The sequence below is a fragment of the uncultured Thioclava sp. genome (genome assembly GCF_913064665.1).
Classification (GTDB): domain Bacteria; phylum Pseudomonadota; class Alphaproteobacteria; order Rhodobacterales; family Rhodobacteraceae; genus Thioclava; species Thioclava arctica.
This window is the reverse complement of the sequence record NZ_CAJYBT010000018.1, coordinates 1-22,453: the sequence shown is the minus strand read 5'-3', so window position 1 is coordinate 22,453 and position 22,453 is coordinate 1. Positions and strand designations below refer to the sequence as shown.

20 protein-coding genes and 1 pseudogene are annotated in these 22,453 nt (G+C 61.9%); 9 read left to right on the top strand and 12 right to left on the bottom strand.

The genetic code is table 11. The features are described 5' to 3' along the window. Complete coding sequence (locus tag QZ571_RS09495; protein ID WP_295533828.1) at positions 1-756, bottom strand: SDR family oxidoreductase; 756 nt, start codon at positions 754-756, stop codon at positions 1-3. A gap of 103 nt (positions 757-859) precedes the next feature. Between QZ571_RS09495 and QZ571_RS09490 the strand changes: the two genes are divergently transcribed. Then, positions 860-1,162, top strand: coding sequence for a YciI family protein (locus QZ571_RS09490; protein WP_295533826.1), 303 nt, complete (start codon positions 860-862; stop codon positions 1,160-1,162). A 71-nt stretch (positions 1,163-1,233) separates the two neighbouring features. On the opposite strand, the gene groL is transcribed toward QZ571_RS09490, so the two are convergent. Then, the gene (gene groL, locus QZ571_RS09485; protein ID WP_295533824.1) at positions 1,234-2,880 is read right to left on the bottom strand and encodes a chaperonin GroEL; all 1,647 of its coding nucleotides are present in this window, start codon (positions 2,878-2,880) and stop codon (positions 1,234-1,236) included. A gap of 63 nt (positions 2,881-2,943) precedes the next feature. Further along, entirely contained in the window at positions 2,944-3,231 is a 288-nt protein-coding gene (locus QZ571_RS09480; RefSeq protein WP_295533822.1) for a co-chaperone GroES, read from the bottom strand. A 185-nt stretch (positions 3,232-3,416) separates the two neighbouring features. On the opposite strand from QZ571_RS09480, the gene QZ571_RS09475 reads away from it, so the two are divergent. From QZ571_RS09475 to QZ571_RS09455, 5 genes are all read left to right on the top strand, one after another. Then, a complete protein-coding gene (locus QZ571_RS09475; RefSeq protein ID WP_295533820.1) occupies positions 3,417-4,424 on the top strand; it encodes a TraB/GumN family protein in 1,008 nt (335 codons plus the stop codon). An 87-nt stretch (positions 4,425-4,511) separates the two neighbouring features. Then, positions 4,512-5,432, top strand: coding sequence for a manganese-dependent inorganic pyrophosphatase (locus tag QZ571_RS09470; RefSeq protein ID WP_295533818.1), 921 nt, complete (start codon positions 4,512-4,514; stop codon positions 5,430-5,432). Between the two features lie 542 nt (positions 5,433-5,974). Then, positions 5,975-7,117 carry a Ppx/GppA phosphatase family protein gene (locus QZ571_RS09465; RefSeq protein ID WP_295533816.1) on the top strand — a complete coding sequence of 381 codons (1,143 nt, stop codon included), beginning with the start codon at positions 5,975-5,977 and terminating at the stop codon, positions 7,115-7,117. Then, complete coding sequence (locus QZ571_RS09460; protein ID WP_295533814.1) at positions 7,117-7,884, top strand: RlmE family RNA methyltransferase; 768 nt, start codon at positions 7,117-7,119, stop codon at positions 7,882-7,884. The genes QZ571_RS09465 and QZ571_RS09460 overlap by 1 nt, the downstream gene beginning before the upstream one ends. A gap of 145 nt (positions 7,885-8,029) precedes the next feature. Then, complete coding sequence (locus QZ571_RS09455) at positions 8,030-8,998, top strand: GAF domain-containing protein (RefSeq protein ID WP_295533812.1); 969 nt, start codon at positions 8,030-8,032, stop codon at positions 8,996-8,998. Positions 8,999-9,031: 33 nt separating this feature from the next. Here the strand turns inward: QZ571_RS09455 and tyrS are convergent, their stop codons facing one another. Then, positions 9,032-10,279 carry a tyrosine--tRNA ligase gene (gene tyrS / locus QZ571_RS09450; protein ID WP_295533810.1) on the bottom strand — a complete coding sequence of 416 codons (1,248 nt, stop codon included), beginning with the start codon at positions 10,277-10,279 and terminating at the stop codon, positions 9,032-9,034. Between the two features lie 59 nt (positions 10,280-10,338). Here tyrS and QZ571_RS09445 point away from each other — a divergent pair, with 59 nt between their 5' ends. After that, positions 10,339-11,448 carry an anhydro-N-acetylmuramic acid kinase gene (locus QZ571_RS09445; protein WP_295533808.1) on the top strand — a complete coding sequence of 370 codons (1,110 nt, stop codon included), beginning with the start codon at positions 10,339-10,341 and terminating at the stop codon, positions 11,446-11,448. A gap of 79 nt (positions 11,449-11,527) precedes the next feature. Here QZ571_RS09445 and QZ571_RS09440 read toward each other — a convergent pair whose 3' ends face one another. The 6 genes and pseudogenes from QZ571_RS09440 to QZ571_RS09415 all read right to left on the bottom strand — a co-directional run bounded on the left by QZ571_RS09440 (position 11,528) and on the right by QZ571_RS09415 (position 17,857). After that, positions 11,528-12,208, bottom strand: coding sequence for a haloacid dehalogenase type II (locus QZ571_RS09440; RefSeq protein WP_295533807.1), 681 nt, complete (start codon positions 12,206-12,208; stop codon positions 11,528-11,530). A 107-nt stretch (positions 12,209-12,315) separates the two neighbouring features. Beyond that, complete coding sequence (gene eno / locus QZ571_RS09435) at positions 12,316-13,590, bottom strand: phosphopyruvate hydratase (RefSeq protein WP_295533805.1); 1,275 nt, start codon at positions 13,588-13,590, stop codon at positions 12,316-12,318. Between the two features lie 93 nt (positions 13,591-13,683). Next, positions 13,684-14,562 carry a DMT family transporter gene (locus tag QZ571_RS09430; protein ID WP_295533803.1) on the bottom strand — a complete coding sequence of 293 codons (879 nt, stop codon included), beginning with the start codon at positions 14,560-14,562 and terminating at the stop codon, positions 13,684-13,686. Positions 14,563-14,627: 65 nt separating this feature from the next. Continuing rightward, positions 14,628-15,344, bottom strand: a complete 717-nt coding sequence (locus tag QZ571_RS09425; protein WP_295533801.1) for an endonuclease/exonuclease/phosphatase family protein — start codon at positions 15,342-15,344, stop codon at positions 14,628-14,630. A gap of 26 nt (positions 15,345-15,370) precedes the next feature. Then, on the bottom strand, positions 15,371-16,801 hold the full coding sequence (locus QZ571_RS09420; RefSeq protein ID WP_295533799.1) for a YdiU family protein: 1,431 nt from the start codon (positions 16,799-16,801) through the stop codon (positions 15,371-15,373). A gap of 120 nt (positions 16,802-16,921) precedes the next feature. After that, positions 16,922-17,857, bottom strand: a pseudogene (locus tag QZ571_RS09415) (nucleoside hydrolase). Between the two features lie 137 nt (positions 17,858-17,994). On the opposite strand from QZ571_RS09415, the gene QZ571_RS09410 reads away from it, so the two are divergent. Beyond that, positions 17,995-18,771 (top strand): hypothetical protein, encoded by a 777-nt coding sequence (locus QZ571_RS09410; RefSeq protein ID WP_295533797.1) that lies wholly within the window; start codon positions 17,995-17,997, stop codon positions 18,769-18,771. A 6-nt stretch (positions 18,772-18,777) separates the two neighbouring features. On the opposite strand, the gene QZ571_RS09405 is transcribed toward QZ571_RS09410, so the two are convergent. Beyond that, entirely contained in the window at positions 18,778-19,776 is a 999-nt protein-coding gene (locus QZ571_RS09405) for a Fe(3+) ABC transporter substrate-binding protein (protein ID WP_295533795.1), read from the bottom strand. A gap of 173 nt (positions 19,777-19,949) precedes the next feature. Then, positions 19,950-21,839, bottom strand: coding sequence for an ABC-F family ATP-binding cassette domain-containing protein (locus tag QZ571_RS09400; protein WP_295533793.1), 1,890 nt, complete (start codon positions 21,837-21,839; stop codon positions 19,950-19,952). Between the two features lie 232 nt (positions 21,840-22,071). Here QZ571_RS09400 and ndk point away from each other — a divergent pair. Continuing rightward, positions 22,072-22,453: nucleoside-diphosphate kinase (gene ndk / locus QZ571_RS09395; protein ID WP_295533791.1), on the top strand; the 382-nt coding region annotated here is incomplete at its 3' end.

Below are 22,453 nucleotides of genomic sequence, written 5' to 3'. Positions count from 1 at the left end.
TTAGTGCTTTCTCAACGCAGGTAGGCCGATGCCAGTTGCCCCAAACCCACCATCTGCGGCCAAAAGCTGCCCGGTCACAAAGCTGGCCTTGTCCGAGGCGAGAAAGGCGATGGCCTCGGCGATTTCGCGTTCCGATCCGTAGCGATTGAGCGGGATCGCATCGTGATAGGCGTCGATGATCTCTTGGGAATGCACCGCCATCGCAAGTTTGGTGCGCACCGGCCCCGGCGCGACTGCATTGGCGCGAATGCCCAACTCGCCCAGCTCCACCGCTTGCTGCTCGGTCAGCGCAATCACCGCCGCTTTGGAGGTGCCATAAGCCACCCGCAGCGTCGAAGCGCGCAGCCCCGAGATCGAGGCGATATTCACAATCGCACCCTTCGCCTTGGCCAAAAGCGGCGTCAGCGCCTGGGAAACCAGAAACATGCCGTCGAGATTGGTGGCCATCACGCGGCGCCACATCGCGAAATCGGTCTCGCCGATCGGGCCGAATTCGGCCACGCCCGCGTTGTTGACCACCGCTTTGAGGCCATATTGCGCGATCCGCCCGACTTCCTCGGCCATGATGGCGACCTGCTCGGGATCGGAAATGTCGCATAGGATCGGATGGGTGCCGTTAAGCGCGCTGCTCGCCGCCTCAAGTGCCTTGACGTCGCGATCCAGCATCACAACCTGCCAGCCCATTTCCAGAAACAGTTTTGTCGTCGCAAGGCCAATGCCACGCGCCGCCCCCGTTACCAATGCTACGTCGATCATCTGTTCCTCCTCGTTTCGCGCGACGCTATCGCGTGGCGCAAGCGCTGTCGACAGGGCAGGGCGGCGAACTATCTTTTGCGATCGCAACAGAATGGACAAGACAATGACGATACTTTGCGAAGGACAGCATCTTTTCGTGGCCGAACTCAGCTATCTTGCGCCGATGGCAGAGGTTGACGCGCTTTTGGAGCCGCACCGGGCGTTTCTCAGAGAGCAATACGCGGCGGGTCGCTTTCTGGCCTCGGGGGCGAAGGTGCCGCGCGATGGTGGGGTGATCATCGCGATTGGCACCGAGCGGGCCGAGATCGAGGCGTTGCTCCGGCGTGATCCCTTTCAGATTGCGGGCGTTGCGCAATATCGGGTGATCGAGTTCAACCCGACGATGGTTGCGCAAGGGTTACGCTAAGCCACGGGCAGTCATGAAAAAGGGCGCCCCGCAAGGCGCCCTTTCCCAAAGTTCCAAGCGGGAACGGCTGATTACATCATGCCGCCCATGCCGCCCATGCCACCCATGTCGGGTGCGCCGCCGCCAGCGCCTTTAGGCTCGGGCTTTTCGGCGATCATGGCTTCGGTGGTGATCAGCAGACCTGCGATCGAGGACGCATCCTCAAGAGCGGTGCGCGTCACTTTGGCCGGATCGATCACGCCGAACTTGAACATGTCGCCATATTCTTCGGTCTGCGCATTGAAGCCAAAGTTCAGATCGTCGCTTTCGCGGACCTTGCCGGCCACGACAGCGCCGTCGACGCCAGCGTTGTCAGCGATCTGACGCAGCGGAGCCTCAAGAGCGCGGCGCACGATGGCGATACCCGCTTCTTGGTCGCTGTTTGCTGCGGTCATGCCGTGCAGAACCTTAGCGGCCTGAACCAGCGACACGCCACCGCCAACAACGATGCCTTCTTGAACGGCAGCGCGGGTTGCGTTGAGCGCGTCATCGACGCGATCCTTGCGCTCTTTCACTTCGGTTTCGGTCATGCCGCCAACGCGGATGACAGCCACACCACCGGCGAGTTTGGCCACACGCTCTTGCAGCTTCTCACGGTCGTAATCCGAGGTGGTTTCCTCGATCTGGGTGCGGATCTGAGCGACGCGAGCTTCGATCTCGGCCTTGTCACCAGCGCCGTCCACGATGGTCGTGGTCTCTTTGGTGATCGAGACTTTTTTCGCGGTGCCCAGCATGTCCATGCCGACATTTTCCAGCTTCATGCCAAGATCTTCCGAGATCACCTGGCCACCGGTCAGGATCGCGATGTCCTGCAGCATGGATTTGCGACGATCACCAAAGCCCGGAGCCTTGACGGCTGCGATTTTCAGACCGCCACGCAGCTTGTTCACGACGAGGGTCGCAAGGGCTTCGCCTTCGACGTCTTCGGCAATGATCAAGAGCGGCTTGTTGGACTGGATCACCTGCTCGAGCAGCGGCACCATCGGCTGGAGCGAGCTGAGTTTTTTCTCGTGCAGCAAGATCAGGCAGTCTTCCAGATCCGCAACCATTTTGTCGGGATTGGTGACGAAGTAGGGCGACAGGTAGCCACGGTCGAACTGCATGCCTTCGACGACTTCAACCTCGGTTTCCATGCCTTTGTTTTCTTCGACGGTGATCACACCCTCGTTGCCAACTTTTTGCATAGCGTCCGCGATGAAGCGACCGATGGTCTCTTCGCCATTGGCCGAGATCGTGCCGACCTGAGCCACTTCGTCCTGGTCTTTGACCGGGCGCGACGCGGCTTTGATCGCTGCAACCACTTTCGAGGTCGCCAGATCAATCCCGCGCTTGAGGTCCATCGGGTTCATGCCCGCGGCCACGGCCTTGAGGCCTTCTTTGATGATGGCTTGTGCCAGCACGGTCGCGGTGGTGGTGCCGTCGCCGGCCTCATCATTGGTGCGCGAGGCCACTTCTTTGACCATCTGCGCGCCCATGTTTTCGAACTTGTCGCTCAGTTCGATTTCACGTGCAACCGACACACCGTCTTTGGTGATGCGCGGCGAGCCGAAGCTTTTTTCGATGACCACGTTGCGGCCTTTCGGGCCCAGCGTAACTTTCACCGCATCAGCGAGTACGTTGACGCCCTTGAGCATCCGGTCGCGTGCGTCGGTGGAGAATTTGACGTCCTTGGCTGCCATGTCTTTTGGCTCCTTGACTGAAAATTTCGTTGGAAATCAGGGTATCTGCGAAAGGCTAAGGCCTTACGAGATGATGCCCATGATGTCGCTTTCTTTCATGATAAGCAGTTCTTGCCCATCAAGCGTGACCTCGGTGCCCGACCATTTGCCGAACAAGATACGGTCGCCAGCTTTCACGCTCGGTGCGATCAGCTCGCCCGAATCCTTGCGTGCGCCTTCGCCAACCGAGATGATTTCACCCTCAGCCGGTTTTTCTTTGGCGCTGTCGGGGATGATCAAACCACCCTTGGTTTTCTCTTCGCCTTCGACGCGTTTGACCAGCACACGGTCATGCAGCGGTTTAAATGCCATCTGGCTTACTCCCTAAGGTTCCAGGTTCAAAGCTTTTAGCACTCATCTAACACGAGTGCTAACGATGGCGGAGTTAGTCACTGCACCCCCATTCTGTCAACACCCGATTGGCGAAAAATGCCCGCGCCTGGTGAACACGTTTGTCACTTTGCGCGCGCCGCGCTGCGTGGCACTGTGCGCCCATGATGACCCTTCGCCCCCTGCGCCAGTTGCTGGCCCCCGTCTTGATGCCCGTGCTTTGGGTTGCGCTTGCCTTGCCGGTCGGCGCGCAATGCTCTGGCAGCGATCTTTTTGACGCTTTGCCCAAGGCCGAACAGGCCCGCCTTGAGGCCGCCGCCCATGCCGTGCCCTTCGCGCAGGGACTCGTGTTTTCTGCCACCAAGGGGGATCAGACCATCACGCTGGCGGGCACCTATCATCTGCCCGATCCGCGCCACGATGCGTTGGTAGCACAGGTGCAAGAGGCGCTTAAACACGCCAGCGCGCTGCTGGTCGAGGCCGGACCCGATGAGGAGGCACGGCTGCAAAAGGCGATGATGGCCGATCCGACGCTGATGTTTTCCAAGGGCAAGACGCTGCCCGAGCTGCTGTCCCCCGCCGAATGGGAACTGACCAAGACGGCACTGGCGGCCCATGGCATGCCCGCCTTTCTGGCCGCCAAAATGCGCCCGGCTTTTGTTGCGATGACGCTGTCGCTGCCGCCCTGCGCGGTCAAGGATATGGGGGCCGGGGGCAAGGGGCTTGATAAGGTGCTGATGCAGGCCGCCCAGACCGACAAGGTCGCGATTCGCGCGTTGGAACCTTGGGATACCGTTTTCACGCTGTTCAACTCGATCAGCGAGGCGGATTCGCTGGAGATGCTGCGCGCGGCTGTCGTGGGTGCGCCTTTGGCCGATGATATGGGCGTCACGATGGCGGACCTGTATTTCCGGGGCGAGCCGCGCATCATCTGGGAGCTGGCGCGTGAACAGGCGATTGCCGGGGGCATGGCACCGGTTGAGGTCGAGCGGCAAATGAAGCTGTCCGAAGACCTCTTGATGGTGGCGCGCAACCACAATTGGCTGCCCGAGATCGAGGCCGCCGCCACCAAAGGCCCGGTCGTGGTTGCGGTCGGCGCGCTGCATCTGTCAGGCGATCAGGGCTTGCTCTATTTGCTGCAACAAGACGGCTATACGATCACACGCCTTGATTGAGCGACACGGCCGCGCAGGGCAGGTGACAAAGCAGCGATGCGGCCCTATAAAGCGCGCAAAATCACGCCCAATCCCAAGGATTCCTTCATGAGCACCAAAGTTTTCGGCCACAAAGCCCCCGATACTGACTCCACCGGCTCGCCCATCGCTTGGGCGTGGTATCTCTCTGAAGTCAAAGGCATCCCCGCGACGCCCTGCCTGCTGGGCGAACCCAATACCGAGGCCGCTTTCGTGATCCAGCATTGGGGTCTGGACAAGCCCGAGATCATCTCGGACGTGGCTGAGGGCGACAAGGTAGTGATCGTGGACACCAACAACCCCGCCGAGCTGCCCGCTGGCATCAATAGCGCGGATATTGTGCAGATTATCGACCACCACAAGCTGGCCGGTGGGCTGGAAACCAAAGGCCCGATCGACATCACGATGCGCCCGCTCGCCTGCACCGCGACCATCATGTATGATCTGATGGGTGACGATATTGCCAAGGCCCCCAAGGGCATCAAAGGCGCGATGCTGAGCTGCATCATCTCGGACACGCTGGAATTCCGCTCGCCCACGACGACCGATCACGACCGCGCGGTCTGCGAGGCGCTGGCGAAGGATCTGGGCGTCGATATCGGCGATCTGGCCGCCAAGATGTTTGAAGCGAAATCGGATGTGTCGGAATTCTCCGATGCCGAATTGCTGCGCATGGATTCCAAGGAATATGCCGTCGAGGGCACCAAGTTCCGCGTCTCGGTGCTGGAAACCACTGCGCCGAAAATGGTGCTGGATCGCAAGGCCAGCTTGATGGCGTCGATGACCGATGTGGCGCGCGAAGATGGCGTCGATCAGGTGCTGCTGTTCGTGGTCGACATCCTCAACGAAGAGGCGACCTTCCTGATCCCGAACGATCTGGTGAAAACTGTGGCCGAGAAAAGCTTTGGCGCCACCGTCTCGGGCGACACGGTCGTGCTGCCCGGCGTGATGAGCCGCAAAAAGCAGATCATCCCGTCGCTCAAGCTGTAATCAAGGATTGGGGGAGGGCGTGGCTCTCCCCCTTAGCATTTCTTGAATTTCCCGAGGGGAGGCGGACACAGCCTCGGCTTTATCCGGAACGGATTGTCGTTTGAAAAGATGATCTGCCCGAAACGCTATTTATAAACCTACCAAGATGGCGCGGTTGCAAGCCTCTGAAAGCTGATAAGGGCATCACCCGTTTGCGCGGCTTGGTGTGATCGGTGACATTGATCTGTCGCGTATCTGTCGGGCCTCGCGCCCACGATTGTCGGTGCTGCGTTCGATAGGATTGTTCAGATTGAAGGCCTCCGGCCAATCCGCATCAGGTCAGTCGCAGATCTTTGACAACGCAGCCCTCGCAGCCCGAATGCGCACCAAAAGGTGCGAAAGCACAGGCGCAGGCGCTGAGCAAACGCCCGTAAAGCCGTCGCGCAGGCACGCATTCCGCCACGTCTCGCGCGCCAATACCTATCACTTCCACGCAACGCTCCCTTGAACCGCACAGGGCAACACTGTAGCGTCAAGGTAACTTGAAATCGGAGGGCGTGATTATGGCGCCCAGGCGTCCCCGGTCGGCGGGCGCGCTCCCGAAAACGGCACGATCCGGGTCTCCCGGAAAGCCGCCATTGGTCGAGCAGTCCGCGACCCAGACCGCTGAGGCGGGGGAGCTTTACGCTGCCCTAGATCTTGGCACCAACAGTTGCCGGATGCTGATCGCCCGACCCATGGGCGCGCAGTTTCAGGTCGTGGACAGCTTTTCCAAGGCGGTCCAGCTTGGCCAAGGTCTTGAAACCTATGGCCGACTGTCGCGCAACTCGATGGCGCGCACGGTGCAGGCCTTGCAAATTTGTCGCCGCAAAATTGATACGCATGGCGTCAAACGGATGCGTCTTGTTGCGACCGAGGCGTGTCGGCGCGCCAAGAATGCGCGCGATTTCATGCGCTATGTCCGCCGCGAAACTGGCTTGCCGCTGGAAATCATCGCCGCCGAGGAAGAGGCCCAGCTGGCAGTGATTTCCTGCGCCTCGCTGGTCAGTCCGAAATCTGAACAGGTGCTGGTGGTCGATATCGGGGGCGGCTCGACCGAGCTGGTCTGGATCGACCTCGAAGACGTGCCCCCGGGCGACCGGGCGCGCGCGATCATGCGGTTGGGGCAGGGGTTTAACCAGCCCGACGGGCCAATTCCGGCGGCGCGCGTGGTCGATTGGATTTCGGTGCCGTTGGGAGTGGCGACGCTGAAAGACCAATTCGCCGATGTCGAAGATGACGCCGCGCGCTTTGCGTTGATGAGCTGGTTCTTTGAGGAAAAGCTGGCCGATTTTACCCCTTATGCCTCGGGCAGCCCGCAAGAGGGTTTCCAAATCATCGGCACAAGCGGCACGGTCACCACGGTTGCGGCCTGTCACCTTGGGCTCAAGCGCTATGATCGCAATCGGGTGGACGGGCTGATGATGAACTCGGCGCAGATTGATGCGGTGATCCGCTCGTTCCTGACGCTGGGGCCGGCGGGGCGGCGCGCGGATCCGCGCATTGGGCGCGACCGTCACACGCTAATTATGTCGGGGGCGGCGATCTTGCAGGCGCTAATGCGGGTCTGGCCCACCGATCAGTTGAGCGTTGCGGATCGCGGTCTGCGCGAAGGTCTGCTATACGCGCAGATGGCCGGGGACGGCGTGTTGGAAGAGATGGAATAATGGCAAAGACACCGAGTGGCAAAAACACCTCCGGGCGCGGCGAGCGCGATCTGCGCGTGCGCGTCAAGACCGCCAAGGGACGCAAGCTGTCCTCGACGCTTTGGCTCGAACGCCAGCTCAATGACCCTTATGTCGTGCGCGCCAAGAAAGAGGGCTATCGCGGTCGCGCGGCCTATAAGATATTGGAGCTGGACGAGAAATATCGCTTCCTCGTGCCCGGTGCGCGGGTTGTTGACCTGGGCTGTGCGCCCGGGGGCTGGCTGCAAGTCGCGGTCAAGCGGGTCAATGCGTTGGGCGAGAAATCGGGCAAGCGCGTGGGCACCGTTCTGGGGATCGATCTGCAAGAGGTCGATCATGTGCCGGGTGCCGAGATTCATCAGCTCGATTTCCTCGAAGAGGGTGCGGATGACAAGGTCAAGGAATGGCTCGGAGGCAAGGCCGATGTGGTGATGTCGGATATGGCGGCCTCCAGTTCGGGCCATCAAAACACCGACCATTTGCGCATCATCATCTTGTGCGAAGCCGCTGCGGAGTTCGCCTTTGACGTTTTGGAAGAGGGCGGCACTTTTGTTGCAAAAGTGCTAGCGGGGGGCACGGAGCAGGTTCTTCTGACCACGTTAAAGAAGAATTTTGACAAGGTTGCGAATGTAAAGCCGCCAGCTTCGCGCGCGAATAGTTCTGAAAAATTTGTTGTGGCACAGGGCTTTCGCGGCCGCCGCCATCTTGGTCGATCCGAGGATGACGCCGAGGATCAGAGCGAAGCATAAGCCTCACGAGCGGTTTGGGCGCCTGTCCGCACTGTCTCGTTTCTAAGACAGTCTCACGCCCGGATCGCGGCGAATTTTGATTGCGCCAGCCCCGAATCGGACTACCCTCTCGCTAGAGAATTTGCGCAAGAGGGGAGGCTTTCGCATGTCGCTGCATCGCTCATCGCAACGTCACCACGCCGATATCGTGCGTGAGGTGGTCTCTTCGCCCAAGGCGGCGGGGCGGGCGGGCTTTGCGGCCAGCTGGCGCCGCTCGATGATCCATCACAAGATCGACCCGGCCGATATGCCGCTGGATGCGCGCCTGAGTGAAGCCGAGATCCGCGCCCGGCGCGAGGCTTCTGGTTTGTTGCTGCAAATCGCGGCCCCCGTGCTGGATCGGCTGGCGCGCGCGGCCTGCGATGCGGGCTGCACGGTGTTGCTGTCGGATGCGGGCGGGTTGATTCTGGATGAACGTGTGCGCGCAGGCGATGCGGGGGATTTTCACGCCTCGAACCTTGCGCCCGGGTCGGATTGGTCCGAGGGCGCGCAGGGCACCAATGGCATTGGCACCTGTCTGGCCGAGGGGCGCGCGGTGACCGTGTGGCGCGATCAGCATTTTCGCGCGGGCAATACCGGGCTGACCTGCATAGGCGCGCCGGTCTTTGGCGCGCAGGGCGATCTGGCGGGGGTGATCGATGTCAGTTCCGCGCGTGAGGATATGACCGAAGGCTATGCCAGCCTTGTCGCGCTGACTGCGCAAGACGCCGCACTACGTATCGAGGGCGATCTGTTTCGCGCCGCCTTTCAGGGCGCACGCATCCTGTCGGCGGGGCCCGGTGAGAACGCGCCGCAAGGGGTGATGTTGCTGGCGCTCAACCGTGACGATCTGGTGGTCGGCGCGACGCGGGCCGCGCGGAAATATCTGGGGATCAACACCGAGCAGATCGGCCAATTGCCCGCCAATGACCTGATCGGGCAGGGGGTGCGCGGCGGTCTGCAAGAGGCCCAACGTGCTGCGATGGCGCGGGCCTTGGCGCGCAACGGCGGAAATGTCTCGGCAGCGGCGCGCGATCTGGGGATCGGGCGGGCGACCTTCTATCGCAAGGCCAAGAAGTTGCAACTGGACGTGTAGCGCCGCCCGGATTTTCCCGGACGGCGTTCTGGCTTAGCCCAGTTCGACCAGCGCGTGGCGCTTTTTGCCCGCTGACAGCTTCACCGGCTGGGCCAGATCGGCGGCGGTGAACATCCGGCCCGCATCGGTGCAGCCCTCGTCATTCACCTTCAGCGCGCCCTCAGAGATCAGTCGCTTGCCGTCCTTACCCGTTTTCGCAAGACCCGAGCGCACGACGAGTTGCGCAAGGCTGATGCCCTCACCCAGATCATCCGCACTCAGCGTCAAGGTCGGTAGGTCATCGCCCACGCCGCCCTTTTCGAACACTTCGCGCGCGGTGGCCTCGGCGGTGCGTGCGGCGTCCCAGCCGTGGCAAAGCGCCGTGACCTCATTGGCAAGGCGCACCTTGGCTTCGTTGATCTCAGACCCTTCCAGCGCGCCGAGGCGGTCGCATTCTGTCACCGGCAATTCGGTATAGAGCTTGAGGAACCGGCCCACATCGGCATCGGTCGTGTTGCGCCAGAATTGCCAGAACTCGTAAGGGCTTAGCATATCCGCATTCAGCCAGATCGCGCCCGACTGGCTTTTGCCCATTTTCTTGCCATCCGACGTGGTCAGCAGCGGCGAGGTCAGGCCGTAAATCTCATGGTCCAGCACCCGGCGCGTCAGGTCGATCCCGTTCACGATATTGCCCCATTGATCCGACCCGCCCATTTGCACCAGACAGCCGTAGCGGCGGTTGAGTTCAAGGAAGTCATAGGCTTGCAGGATCATGTAGTTGAATTCGAGGAAGCTGAGCGATTGCTCGCGGTCCAGCCGCGACTTGACGGATTCAAAAGACAGCATCCGGTTGACCGAGAAATGACGCCCGATATCGCGCAGGAAATCGAGGTAGTTCAGCCCGTCGAGCCATTCTGCATTGTTCAGCATCAGCGCGGGGGTCTCGCCCTCGTAGCTGACATATTTCGCGAACACCTTCTTGATGCCCGCGATGTTGTCGTCGATCTGGGCTGGCGTCAGCAGTGGGCGCTCATCGGCGCGGAAAGACGGGTCGCCCACTTTGGTCGTGCCCCCGCCCATCAGCGTGATCGGCTGATGCCCGGTCTTTTGCAGCCAGCGCAGCATCATGATCTGGATCAGCGAGCCGACATGCAGCGAACTCGCCGTCGCATCAAAGCCGATATAACCCGGCACGACACCCTTGACCAAAGCCTCGTCTAGCCCCTGATAATCGGTGCAATCGGCCAGAAAGCCTCGCTCCATCATCACGCGCATGAAGTCTGATTTGGGATGGTAGGTCATCGTGCTTGTTCCTTTCCTAACAGCGTGCGTATATCGGGCAGGGCGGTGAGAGGGAAGCCATGTTGAAACCGGGGCCGGTCTGGGCGGCAGGCACGATGTCGGGAACGTCACTGGATGGGGTCGATGCGGCCCTTGTGCTGAGTGATGGCGAGCGGATCCTGGACTTCGGCCGCTCTGACTATCGCCCTTATGCGCCCGCTGAACGCGACATATTGCATGCCGCTTTGGGCCGTTGGCCCGGAGAGGATGGTGTCGAGGCCGCCGCCGAGGTTGTCGAAACCGCGCATGCCGAAATCCTGTCAGGGCTTAGCGAGGCCAGTATCATCGGCTTTCACGGCCAGACCTTGGCGCATGATCCCGATGGTCGCCAAGGCCCACGGCGCACCCATCAGGCGGGCGATGGCGCGGTACTGGCCGAGGTGCTGGGGCGTCCGGTGGTGTGGGATTTCCGATCAAGCGATGTCGAGATGGGCGGGCAGGGGGCGCCGCTGGCCCCGTTTTTCCACTTTGCTTGCGCGAAATATGCCGGGCTGGATGCGCCTGCGGTGTTTCTCAATCTCGGCGGGGTGGGCAATGTCACCTGGGTTGATCCGCGCCAAGCTGCGCCCGAAATGCCCGGTGCCGTGCTGGCCTTTGACACTGGTCCTGCCAATGCGCCGATCAATGATTTGATGCGAATTCGGCGCAAGCTGGATCAGGATGAGGGCGGCGCGCTGGCACTGGAAGGGCGCGTCGATGAGGCCGCGCTGCAAGGCTTTCTGGAGCATCACTATTTCCTGCGTATGCCGCCCAAGTCGCTGGATCGCAACGATTTTCATGATATGCTTGCGCGGGTTTCTGATCTGAGTGATGTCGATGCCGCCGCCACCCTGACCGCCTGCGCCGCCGCTGCCGTGGCGCGCGGGGGTGAGCATTACCCGATCCCGCCAAGCGCGATTTACGTCACGGGCGGCGGGCGGTTGAATGCAGCCCTGATGGTGGCGCTGCAAACCCGCATGAACTGTCCGGTGCAACCGATCGAGGATATCGGGCTGGACGGCGATATGCTTGAGGCGCAGGCATTCGCCTATCTGGCCGTGCGCGTGGCGCGCGGATTGCCGACCTCGGGGCCGTCAACGACCGGGGTGGGTGCGCTGATCGGGGGCGGCAAAATTTCTCAGCCCGGCTGAGGCATTCGGTGCCACTCAGATCTGGCGATAATGCCCGCCCTCGGGATGGGGCTGCACGCCAAGGGCTGCGACGATCTGATCAGCGCGCATCGACCAGCCTGTCTGCCAATACCAAGAAATCGGGCGCGATGATGTCCCAATCAGCTTCGGCAACAAGATCGGTGGTTTGGTTGGGGCCGTATTCCGTGGGGCGCGCGACAAAGGCGGTTTTCAGACCAAGCGCGCGCGCGGCGGCTAGATCGTTATTATGTGCCGCGACCATCATCACCGCCTCGGGCGGCAGGCGCAGGGCATCGCACGCGGCGAGATAAACTGCGGGCTTGGGTTTGTAATCGCGCGCAATATCGGCCCCCAAGATACAGTGCCAAGGCAGAAGCGCGTGTTTGGCCAACCGCGCCATCAAGGCGATAGACCCGTTGGAACAGGGCGCGATCAGCGCGCGCGCAGCAATCGCGTGCAGGCCCGCGACCGTGTCGGGCCACGGATCAAGCCGCTCCCAAGCCTGCGCAAGGGCGTCAGGGGCACGCACGCCAAACCGCTCGGCCACCCGGTGCAGGTTTTCGCGGTGCAGATCATCCAGCGCGACATAGCCGCGATCGCCCGCCCGGATTCGCGCCATCGCAGGGTCATATTCGCCGCGCCACGCATCTGCAAAAGCCAGCGCATCGACGCCGGGCAGGGCCTTTGTCACGGCACGCGCGATAGCGCTGCGCCAATCAACGCAGGTGCCAAAAACATCAAACAGGAGCGCTTGGGTCATGCCCTCAGTTTGCGCGCATTGGCAGGGGCAGGCAAGCTTATTGCGGGCATGGAAAACCCGCCGGAGGCGGGTGCCTCCGGCGGGAGTATTTTGGGCTAGATGAAACCTTATTTCAGGATCGAGCGGCCAGCGTATTCCGCAGTCTCGCCCAGCATTTCTTCAATGCGGATCAACTGGTTATATTTCGCGAGCCGGTCCGAGCGCGCCAGCGAGCCGGTCTTGATTTGCCCGCAATTGGTGGCCACGGCCAGATCGGCGATGGTGGAGTCTTCGGTCTCGCCCGAGCGGTGGCTCATGACGTTGGTATAGCCCGCGCGATGGGCCATATCGACGGCTTGCAGCGTCTCGGTCAGGGTGCCGATCTGGTTGACCTTGACCAGCATCGAGTTTGCCACGCCCTGCTTGATGCCATCGGCCAGACGCACCGGGTTGGTCACGAACAGATCGTCGCCCACCAGTTGCACCTTGTCGCCCAGACGTTCGGTCAACAGCTTCCAGCCAGCCCAGTCATCTTCGGCCATACCATCTTCGATCGAGATGATCGGATAGGCGCCCAGCAGCTTTTCGAGATAGTCGACGTTTTCTTCCGAGCTCAGGCTCAGGCCCTCGCCGGTCATCTCATATTTGCCGTTCTTGTAATACTCGGTCGAGGCGCAATCCATCGCGAGATAGATATCTTCGCCCGGTTTATAGCCCGCTTTTTCGATGGATTTCAGGATCAGGTCCAACGCCGCCGTGGTCGAGCTGAGTTCCGGCGCGAAACCGCCCTCATCGCCCAAACCGGTGTTCAGCCCCGCCGCCGAGAGTTCCTTTTTCAGCGTGTGGAACACTTCCGAGCCCATGCGCACCGCGTCGCGGATATTGCCCGCGCTGACCGGCATGATCATGAATTCCTGAATGTCGATTGGGTTGTCGGCATGCTCGCCGCCATTGATGATGTTCATCATCGGCACCGGCAGGATGCGCGCCGAGGTGCCGCCGATATAGCGATAAAGCGGCAGCGCCGAGGTGTCAGCGGCGGCCTTGGCAACGGCCAGCGAGACGCCCAAAATAGCGTTTGCACCCAGACGGCCCTTGTTCTCGGTGCCATCGAGTTCAATCATCGCGCGGTCGATTTCGACCTGCTCGGTGGCGTCCTCGCCCACAAGGTTCTCGGCAATCTCGCCATTCACGGCCATCACCGCCTCAAGCACGCCTTTGCCGAAATAGCGGTTCTTGTCGCCATCGCGGCGTTCATGCGCCTCATGCGCGCCCGTCGAGGCCCCCGAGGGCACAGCCGCGCGCCCCATCGTGCCGTCTTCGAGGATCACGTCGACCTCGATCGTGGGGTTGCCCCGGCTGTCCAGAATTTCGCGGGCGTGAATGTCGATGATGGTGCTCATGGCGCTCCCCTTATGGGTGAATTTAGTTCGAGAAATCTATAGACCGGTGAGGGGCGCGCGAAAAGAGCGCGCTGCATGAAATTTGCGTGGCCTTTATCGGCGGCGCAACCTGGCTTGGCGCCACAGCGTATAAAGCCCTGATCCCACGATCACCGCGCCGCCCAGCAAGGTGAAACGATCGGGGGGCTCGGCAAAGACGGCCCAGCCGATGATCACCGCAAAGATCAGCCGCACATAGCGAAAGGGCGCGATCACCGAGACCTCGCCGATCCGCATCGCGAGGATCAGCGCGTAATAGCCCAAAGGCCCGACGAGCAGCGCGCCCGCGATCATCGCCCATTCCGCAGCACTTGGCATCAGCATCGGTGCGGAGCTGAGCGCTTGGATCACCGCGCCCGCGGGCACCACCACGCCAAACCCGTAGGTTGCAAGCTGCATCGAGGTGATCGCGCGGGGCACTTTGCGCGTGGCCAGATCGCGCGCGGCCAACCCGATCACCGCGACGACGGGCAAAAGCGACAGTATCGAGAAGCCTTCGGTACCGGGGCGGATCACGATCAGCACGCCAAGAAAGCCGACCCAGATCGCCGACCAACGCCGCCAGCCCACCGCCTCGCCAAAGAACAGCGCCGCGCCCAAGGTGACCGCGAGAGGTGTGGCCTGTAAAATTGCCGAGGCCTGAGCGAGGGGCGTGAAAATCACTGCGGCGACGAAGCAGACGGTACCAAGGATTTCACCGCTATTGCGCAGCAGGACCGACGCCGCCAGCAGATCGCGCGAGATTAGCCGGTCGCGCCGCCACAGCGCGATTGCGCCAAACAGGGTCGCGCCGCCGGTGCCCAGCAGCATCAGCACCTCGCCGACGGGCAGCCGCTCGCCCAATGCTTTGACGAACATGTCCTCCAGCGCAAAGCCCGCCATCGCGGCGACCATTAGCAAACTGCCTTGGAAATTTTCGCGGCTCAGGTCCATGCGGCTCTCGGAGAACGGAGATTTATCGAAGCCTTATCGGGGCAGGCGGCGCGGGGCAAGGGCGGCTAGATTCGCTGCGCGCGCGTCACGATCCCGCCGATATCGGCCCAGATCGGCAAATGATCCGAGGCCACGCGCGCCAGCGGCGTATCAAGCACGCCCGCGCGCACCACCCGCAGCCCCGGCGCGGTCACGATCCGATCCAACCGCCCGAAGGGCGCGCGTGCGGGAAAGCTCGCGCCGGGGGCGTGCACGTGAAACCCCGTCAGCGTCTCAAAACCGCGCTCGTGGCGCCATTCGTTAAAGTCGCCAATCGCAAGCGCCGGATGGGGGCGCGCGTCCCGCATCAGTTGGGCAATCCGCGTCCACTGCGCGCGCCGATCCGTGCGCCGTAACCCCAGATGCGCGCCCACCATCGTGAAGGGGCCGCCGTTATCGGGCGCAATGCGCACCGCCAGCGCCCCACGCGGCTCAAGGCCGGGCAGGGTGATCGCCTCGACGCCCAGCACCCGGGTGCCGCGCCGCACCAGCACCACCTGCCCGTGCCAGCCCAAACTGTCCGGGCCAGTGCGCGGCATGTCGTGGCGCTCAAAATCGGTTTCGGCCTCAATCAGCTTTTGGGTCAATGCGGCCGGGCGCGCGCCCATCCGCTTGTCGACCTCTTGCAGTGCAATCACATCCGCTTGCAGCGCATTCATCACCGCGATGATGCGCCCTGGGTCGTGGCGCCCATCCGCGCCCACGCATTTGTGCAAATTGTAAGAGGCGATCCGAAGTGTCATGATTTCAATGTGTTGAGGGGTGAGGTTCAAGTCCCGCAAAAGGTGCGTGAGACGCGTTCATTGGGGCGTGGCGCGGTTTCATATTTCAGGAAACGTGCATCGGGCGCAAACGGGTCCGCAAGGGCAGCGTTCAAGCGGTGAAACGGGGCGTAATTTTGGGACAATGCCGCCTCGATCATCGCTTCGACCTGATGATTGCGCGCAATGCGCATCGGATTGGCCCCCGCCATCACGGCCTCTGGGTTAGGTTCGCGTTGCAATCGAGCGCGCCAGCCTTCGGCCCATTGATCAAAGGCCATGCTTTCGGTGAACTCGATACGGGCTGCGTCAGGATTTCTCCGCAAGGCACTGAAAACACGGGTGAAGTCGGCCTGTTCCGTGGCCATGCGTTCCAGCAGGGAATGGATCAGCGGCAGATCATCCTCGCCTGCATCCGCCAGCCCGATCTTTGCGCCAAACCGTTTCAGCCACGCCGCCTGATAGATCGGAATAAAGCTGTCCACCGCTGCGCTGGCGGCCTCGATCGCGGCATCTTTCTCGCCCATCAACGGCAGCAAGCAATTGGCCAGTTGCGCCAGATTCCAGATCGCGATTTGGGCCTGCTGGCCAAAGGCATAGCGCCCGAATTGATCAATCGAGGAAAACACTTTTTGCGGGTGATAGGCATCCAGAAAAGCACAGGGGCCATAGTCAATCGTTTCGCCCGAAATCGCCATGTTATCGGTGTTCATCACACCATGCACAAAGCCAAATGACATCCAGCCCGCGATCAAGTCGCCCTGCGCCGCAACAACGGCGCGCAACAGGCCCAGCGGCCCCTCCGCATCTGGAAAATGACGTGATATCGAATAGTTACACAGCGTTTCTAAAGCGTCGACATCACCGCGCGCCGCAAAATATTGAAAGGTTCCGATGCGGATATGGCTTGCCGCGACGCGCGTAAAGACCGCGCCGGGCCGCCCCCAACCATCGCGCGATACAGATACGCCCGTTGTGACGGCGGCCAGCGCGCGGGTGGTGGGCAGGCCAAGTGCGGCCATGGCCTCAGACAGCACATATTCGCGCAAGACCGGTCCGATCCATGCCCGCCCATCCGAGCGCCCACGCGAATACGCCGTGCGCCCCGCACCTTTAAGCACCAGATCAAAATGGGCATCGTCCGGCGCCACAACCTCGCCCAGCAAAACCGCGCGCCCATCCCCCAAGCGCGGCACAAACCCGCCAAATTGATGCCCCGCATAGACCTGCGCGATCGGCTCGGCGCCTGCGGGCATCTGGTTGCCTGCCAGCATTTCCACCCCCTCGGGGCTTTCCAGCCAATCGCAATCCAGCCCCAGGCGCGCAGCAAGATCGCGATTGAGGGCCACCAGCTTTGGTTCTGGCACCGGATCGGGTTGCTGGGGGGTGAAAAAATCGGCTGGCAACCGAGCGTAGCTATTGTCGAAATTGAGGGTCATGCGCGCTCCTTTCGCATAATATAGGCCGCGCTGGCGATGATCCCAATCCCTCTTCCTCTTGATTGAAATATCCCGGGGGTGAATGGCCGCAGGCCAGAGGGGGCAGCGCCCCCGCAGCCCTCAAAGCCGTGCAATGCGCTCACTCAGGAGCGTATAAAATCCGGTCGCCTCAATATCGCCCATGAACAGCGCATTGGGCGCGCGATTGGTGACGCCCCACCAATCGGCGACAGTCATGCCCATTGTCAGCTCGGACTGGGTTTCGATCTCGACATTGATATGGCGCCCGGTGAACAGATCGGGCGCCAGCAGATAGGCGATCACGCAGGGGTCATGCAGCGGCGCGCCCTGCTAGCCGTATTTCGCCATATCGAAGCGCTCGAAGAAATCGGTCCAGCTGGCAACGGCGTGACTCACCTGCGTGCCCATCGCGCGAAACGCCTCGATGCGCGCGCGCGAAGTCAGCGCCTTATGGGTCACATCCAGCGGCATCACCACAATCTGAGCGCCTGATTTGAACACAATTTCAGCGGCTTGTGGGTCGACATGAATGTTGAATTCTGCCGCAGGCGTGGTGTTGCCAACCTCGAAATAGGCGCCCCCCATCAGCACGATCTCGGCGACGCGATCCTTAATATCGGGCGCGCGTTCGAACGCGGTGGCGATGTTGGTCAGGGGGCCGAGCAGGCAGAGGGTGATCGTACCCGCAGGGGACTCGCGTAAGGACTCGATCAGGAAATCGACGGCATGCTGCTCTTGCAATTCCATCTCGGGCTCGGGCAGAACGATGCCGTCCAGCCCGCTTTTGCCATGCAAATATTCCGCCGTCACCAGCGCGCGCGCCATCGGGCGATCACAGCCTGCAAAGACGCGCATATCGGGTCGCCCGGCCAGTTCGCACACTTTGCGCGCATTCAGCGCCGTCAGCGCCAGTGGCACGTTGCCCGCCACGCAGGTGATGCCGAGCACTTCAAGCTCGGGGCTGGCCAAGGCCAGCAAAATCGCCACCGCGTCGTCTTGGCCGGGATCGGTGTCGATGATGATCTTGCGCGTCATGTTTGCCCTCTCGCTGTCGTGCCAAGATGGGACAGGGCGCGGGCGTTGTCCATCCGCCGCGAAACCTTCCTCAATCGGGCGCCTTTTCGCCATATTGCGCCGCTATTTTTGAGGCCAGCAATAACCGGAGGCAGAGCATGAGCCGGCACCATCACCTGTTTATCGCGTCGCCCGCCTCGGGGGCGCTTGGGGCGCAAGTTGCGCGTAGTTTGGCCAGCGGGCAGGCGCAGCTTGCCAAGGCAGGCTATGGCGAGGCCGTGCTGGGGCCCCATCGCAGCGGCCAGATTCATCTGGATGCGAAGTTGATTGGCGATGTGAGCTGCGGGCTGTTCAGCTTTTTCGAGCAGGCGGGCAAGAATGCGATGCGCTTCGCGCGGCGTCTTGATGCGCCCATTGGCCGGGTGGTGATCCAGACGCTGCCCTATGATCAGTATTACCCGATGATGTGGCGTCATATGGCGACAGGGCGCGCGCTGAAACCCTTTGAGGGCGCGGTGGCGCGGCTGATGGAGCGTCCGCGGGGCTGGGCGCAGGTCATTGCTGATCTGCACGCAGCGCTTGCGCCGCAAGAGATCGTGGTGCTGCCCGCTCCGGTTTTGGTCGAGGAAGCCTTGGCCGCTTTGGTGCCGGGCGCGCGGTTGGACCCGCGCACGCCGCCCCAGTTGGATCGTCCCGATAGTGCGATTGCGATGTTGCAGCGCCTGCACCGAGCCAATGTCACGCTGGACCCCCATCAAATCCAACGTCTCGCGGCGTTTCACGCGCGCCAGCCCCAAGGCGCCCCGTTGGCCGCGTTCAACGCGATCGACAGCGTCAAGCTGCGCAAACGTTACGCGCAGGATATGGACCAGATCGCCGCGATGGCGCGCACGCGCATCGGCGCCGATCTGGATTTTGCAATCGCTGCGCAATAGCGCGCTTTAGCCGTCTATATCGACTTGATCGATCAGCTTGAGGGCGGCAGGGCGCAGCGCGGCGATCTTATCCAGAGATAGCATATCTGGCTTCAGCACACCCCAGCTTGCCACCAGTTTCGAAGGGGCTACCCCCGGTTTCACGGGAAACTCGTGATTGGTCTCGGCATAGATTTCCTGCGCCGCGTCCGAGACCAGAAATTCCATCAACTTCAACGCTTCAGCCTTGTTTGGCGCGGCTTTGGTCATCGCTACACCGGAAATGTTGACATGCGTGCCCCCGCCCTCAAAGACCGGGAACTCAAGGCGCACCGCATTGGCCCATTCCTGCTGTTCGGGATCAGCCAGCATCTGGCCCATGTAATAGGTGTTGCCCAGCGAGATATCGCATTGCCCCGCCCAGATTGATTTAACCTGACTGCGGTCATTGCCCTCGGGGCGTTTGGCGAGATTGGCCTTGAGGCCCTCTAGCCACGTTTTGGTCGCGGCCTCGCCGTGATGGGCAAGATAGGCGGCGGTGAGCGCCACGTTGTAATCGCTTGTGAAAGAACGGGTGCAGATGCGGCCCTTCCATTTCGGATCGGCGAGATCTTCATAGGTGGTCACTTCGCCCGGCGCGACGCGATCTTTCGCGGCATAGACGATGCGCGCCCGCGTGCTGAGCGCGAACCACTGGTTGCCCGGATCGCGCAGATTGGCCGGGATCGCGGCGATCAGGGCGGGGTCATCGACGGGCTGGGTCACGCCCGCAGCCACGACCTCTTCTATGCGCGCGATATCGACCGTCAGCACCAGATCGGCGGGGCTGCGTTTGCCCTCGGCGCGCAGGCGTTCGAGCATGCCTTTATCGACGAATGCGGTGTTCACTTTGATGCCGGTCTGCGCGGTGAATGCGTCAAACAGGGGGGCGATCAGCTCGGGTTGGCGATGCGAATAGACGTTCACATCGGCCAGCGCAGGGCTGGCGATCAGGGCAGCCAAAGTTAGGGATAGGGGCGTTTTCATGTCTCTCTCCTGTCACGCGGTTCGCGGCCAGAGGTAGAAGGCGATCACGCTTTCGTCAATAGTTGAGTGAAATTATCGGAAATAAATTTGACGCAGAAAAGGAAACGCCCGGCGCGTGAGCGAGCCGGGCGTCGTTTTGGAGCAACGATAGGGGCCAGCGCCCTTGCGCGCGATCAGCTCTTTTCAGCCGTCTCGAATTTTTCCAGCGCTTCGAGCCAAAGCGCCTCGGCGCGGGTCATGGCGGTGCGCAACTCGGCGTGTTTCTTCGACCAACGTTCGGCCTCGGCGGCGCGGGCGGCGGAATAGAGCTTGGGATCGGCCATGATTGCATCAAGCTTTTCGAGCATCTCGGTCAGCTTGGCCACGCGCGCCTCGCTTTCGCGCAGCGCCTTTTTCAGGTTTTGACGTTCATCGCGCGCAGGCTTTGGGGCGCTTTGCGTAGCGGGTGCAGTGGGCGCGGTTTTTTGCGATTGCTTGGCCGGTTTCTGTTTGCCCGCCGGGGCAGCCGGGGCCAGCAATTCGGCGCGATAGCTGTCGAGATCACCGTTATAAGGTGCGACGCCACCATCTTTGACCAGCCACAGCCGATCGGCCACCAAGCTAAGTAAGTGCATGTCGTGGCTGACCAAAATCACCGCGCCGGAATATTCCGTCAGCGCCGAAACGAGCGCCTCGCGGCTTTCGATATCGAGGTGGTTGGTCGGCTCGTCGAGGATCAGCAAATGGGGTGCATCGAGCGTCGCCAACAGCAGCGACAGCCGCGCCTTCTGCCCGCCCGAAAGTTTGCCCACAGCCGTTTCCGCCTGATCGGCGCGCAGGCCAAAGCCAGCGAGACGGGCGCGCAGTTTAGCCTGCGCCTCGTCGGGGCGCTGGCTGCGCAGGTGCTGCAGCGGCGTTTCATCAAGGTGCAATTCGTCCACCTGATGCTGGGCGAAATAGCCGATGCGCAGCTTAGACGAGCGGGTGATCTTGCCCTCCATCGCCTCAAGCTTGCCGGCGAGAAACTTCGACAGGGTCGATTTCCCCTCGCCATTGCGCCCGAGCAGCGCGATGCGGTCGTCTTGGTCGATGCGCAGATCCAGCCGCTTGAGGATCGCGGGGCCACCATAGCCGACAGCCGCGCCCTCCATCGTGATGATCGGCGGGCTGAGCTGTTCGGGTTCGGGGAAGCTGAACACCTGTTGCGCGGCCTCTTCGGGCGCGGTGATCGGCACCATCTTTTCGAGCATCTTCACGCGGGCCTGAGCCTGTTTGGCCTTGCTGGCCTTGGCGCGAAAGCGATCCACAAAGCTTTGCAGATGTGCGCGGCGCGTGTCTTGTTTCTTGGCCTGAGCGGCTTGGGCCTCACGGCGCAGCGCGCGGGTGCGCGCGAAGGTGTCATAGCCGCCTTGATAGAGCGTCAACTGGCGCTCTTCGAGATGCAGGATCGCGCCGACCGCGCGGTTGAGCAGCTCACGGTCGTGGGAAATCACGATCACAGTGTGGGGGTAGCGGGCCAGATATTGCTCCAGCCACAGCGCGCCCTCAAGATCGAGATAGTTGGTCGGTTCGTCCAGCAGCAGCAGGTCGGGCTGGGCAAACAGCACGCCCGCCAGCGCCACGCGCATCCGCCATCCGCCCGAGAAATCCGAACAGGGGCGGGCTTGGGCCTCATTGTCAAAGCCAAGACCGCGCAGGATCGAACTGGCGCGCGCCTCGCCCGACCACGCGTCGATATCGACAAGGCGGGACTGAATATCGGCGATGCGATGGGGATCGGTGGCGGTTTCGGATTCCGCCAGCAGGCTGGCGCGTTCCTCATCCGCCGCTAGAACCGTGTCCAAAAGCGAGGTCGAGGACGAGGGCACTTCCTGTGCCACACCGCCAACCTTGGCGCGCGAGGGCAGGGTGATTTCCCCGCCATCCAGCGTCAGCTCGCCCCGGATCAGGCGAAACAGCGTGGTTTTCCCCGCGCCATTGGGCCCGACAAGGCCGACCTTGTGGCCCTCGGGGATGGTGGCAGAGGCACCTGCAAAGAGCGGGCGGCCTTCGATCGAATAGGATATATCTGTGATGCGCAACATGCGCCCTCCCTTGCAGCAGGCAGGCGGGCGCGTCAATCGGCGCTGCGTCGATGGTGGCGAAAATGTTGCCCATAAAAGGCGTGCAGGCCTTCATCAAGTTGCAACGAAGCTGTGGCATATGGGGGCGCGACACGCGCGTGAGGGCTTTTCAAGCCCCGCCCTGCATGCTAGCAGGCGCGAGATATTCAGGGCCGGACAGACCGGCCACGAACCACCAATGAAAGGGTCACAAATGGCCATCGAACGCACGCTCAGCATCATCAAACCCGACGCAACCCGTCGCAACCTCACCGGCAAGATCAACGCCAAGTTCGAGGAAGCCGGTCTGCGTATCGTCGCCCAAAAGCGCATCAAACTGACCATGGATCAGGCGGGTCAATTCTACGAAGTCCACAAAGAGCGCCCCTTCTATGGCGAGCTGTGCGAATTCATGGCGTCCGAGCCGGTGGTCGTTCAGGTGCTTGAGGGCGAAAGTGCGATCTTGAAAAACCGCGAAGTGATGGGCGCAACCAACCCCGCAGACGCGGCTGACGGCCCGACCCGCAAGGAATTCGCGCTCGCCGTGGGCGCACACTCGGTGCATGGCACGGATGCGCCAGCCACCGCGGCGCCGG

What these genes read in the sequence shown, in the direction of transcription:
- QZ571_RS09475 (WP_295533820.1), top strand. Translation starts at nt 3,417, where the DNA reads ATGACCCTTCGCCCCCTGCGCCAGTTGCTGGCCCCCGTCTTGATGCCC.
- QZ571_RS09455 (WP_295533812.1), top strand. Translation starts at nt 8,030, where the DNA reads ATGTCGCTGCATCGCTCATCGCAACGTCACCACGCCGATATCGTGCGT.
- QZ571_RS09410 (WP_295533797.1), top strand. Translation starts at nt 17,995, where the DNA reads ATGAGCCGGCACCATCACCTGTTTATCGCGTCGCCCGCCTCGGGGGCG.
- QZ571_RS09420 (WP_295533799.1), bottom strand. Translation starts at nt 16,801, where the DNA reads ATGACCCTCAATTTCGACAATAGCTACGCTCGGTTGCCAGCCGATTTT.
- tyrS (WP_295533810.1), bottom strand. Translation starts at nt 10,279, where the DNA reads ATGACCTACCATCCCAAATCAGACTTCATGCGCGTGATGATGGAGCGA.
- eno (WP_295533805.1), bottom strand. Translation starts at nt 13,590, where the DNA reads ATGAGCACCATCATCGACATTCACGCCCGCGAAATTCTGGACAGCCGG.
- QZ571_RS09430 (WP_295533803.1), bottom strand. Translation starts at nt 14,562, where the DNA reads ATGGACCTGAGCCGCGAAAATTTCCAAGGCAGTTTGCTAATGGTCGCC.
- QZ571_RS09460 (WP_295533814.1), top strand. Translation starts at nt 7,117, where the DNA reads ATGGCAAAGACACCGAGTGGCAAAAACACCTCCGGGCGCGGCGAGCGC.
- QZ571_RS09465 (WP_295533816.1), top strand. Translation starts at nt 5,975, where the DNA reads ATGGCGCCCAGGCGTCCCCGGTCGGCGGGCGCGCTCCCGAAAACGGCA.
- QZ571_RS09425 (WP_295533801.1), bottom strand. Translation starts at nt 15,344, where the DNA reads ATGACACTTCGGATCGCCTCTTACAATTTGCACAAATGCGTGGGCGCG.
- QZ571_RS09480 (WP_295533822.1), bottom strand. Translation starts at nt 3,231, where the DNA reads ATGGCATTTAAACCGCTGCATGACCGTGTGCTGGTCAAACGCGTCGAA.
- QZ571_RS09440 (WP_295533807.1), bottom strand. Translation starts at nt 12,208, where the DNA reads ATGACCCAAGCGCTCCTGTTTGATGTTTTTGGCACCTGCGTTGATTGG.
- QZ571_RS09495 (WP_295533828.1), bottom strand. Translation starts at nt 756, where the DNA reads ATGATCGACGTAGCATTGGTAACGGGGGCGGCGCGTGGCATTGGCCTT.
- QZ571_RS09405 (WP_295533795.1), bottom strand. Translation starts at nt 19,776, where the DNA reads ATGAAAACGCCCCTATCCCTAACTTTGGCTGCCCTGATCGCCAGCCCT.
- QZ571_RS09400 (WP_295533793.1), bottom strand. Translation starts at nt 21,839, where the DNA reads ATGTTGCGCATCACAGATATATCCTATTCGATCGAAGGCCGCCCGCTC.
- QZ571_RS09470 (WP_295533818.1), top strand. Translation starts at nt 4,512, where the DNA reads ATGAGCACCAAAGTTTTCGGCCACAAAGCCCCCGATACTGACTCCACC.
- QZ571_RS09445 (WP_295533808.1), top strand. Translation starts at nt 10,339, where the DNA reads ATGTTGAAACCGGGGCCGGTCTGGGCGGCAGGCACGATGTCGGGAACG.
- QZ571_RS09490 (WP_295533826.1), top strand. Translation starts at nt 860, where the DNA reads ATGACGATACTTTGCGAAGGACAGCATCTTTTCGTGGCCGAACTCAGC.
- groL (WP_295533824.1), bottom strand. Translation starts at nt 2,880, where the DNA reads ATGGCAGCCAAGGACGTCAAATTCTCCACCGACGCACGCGACCGGATG.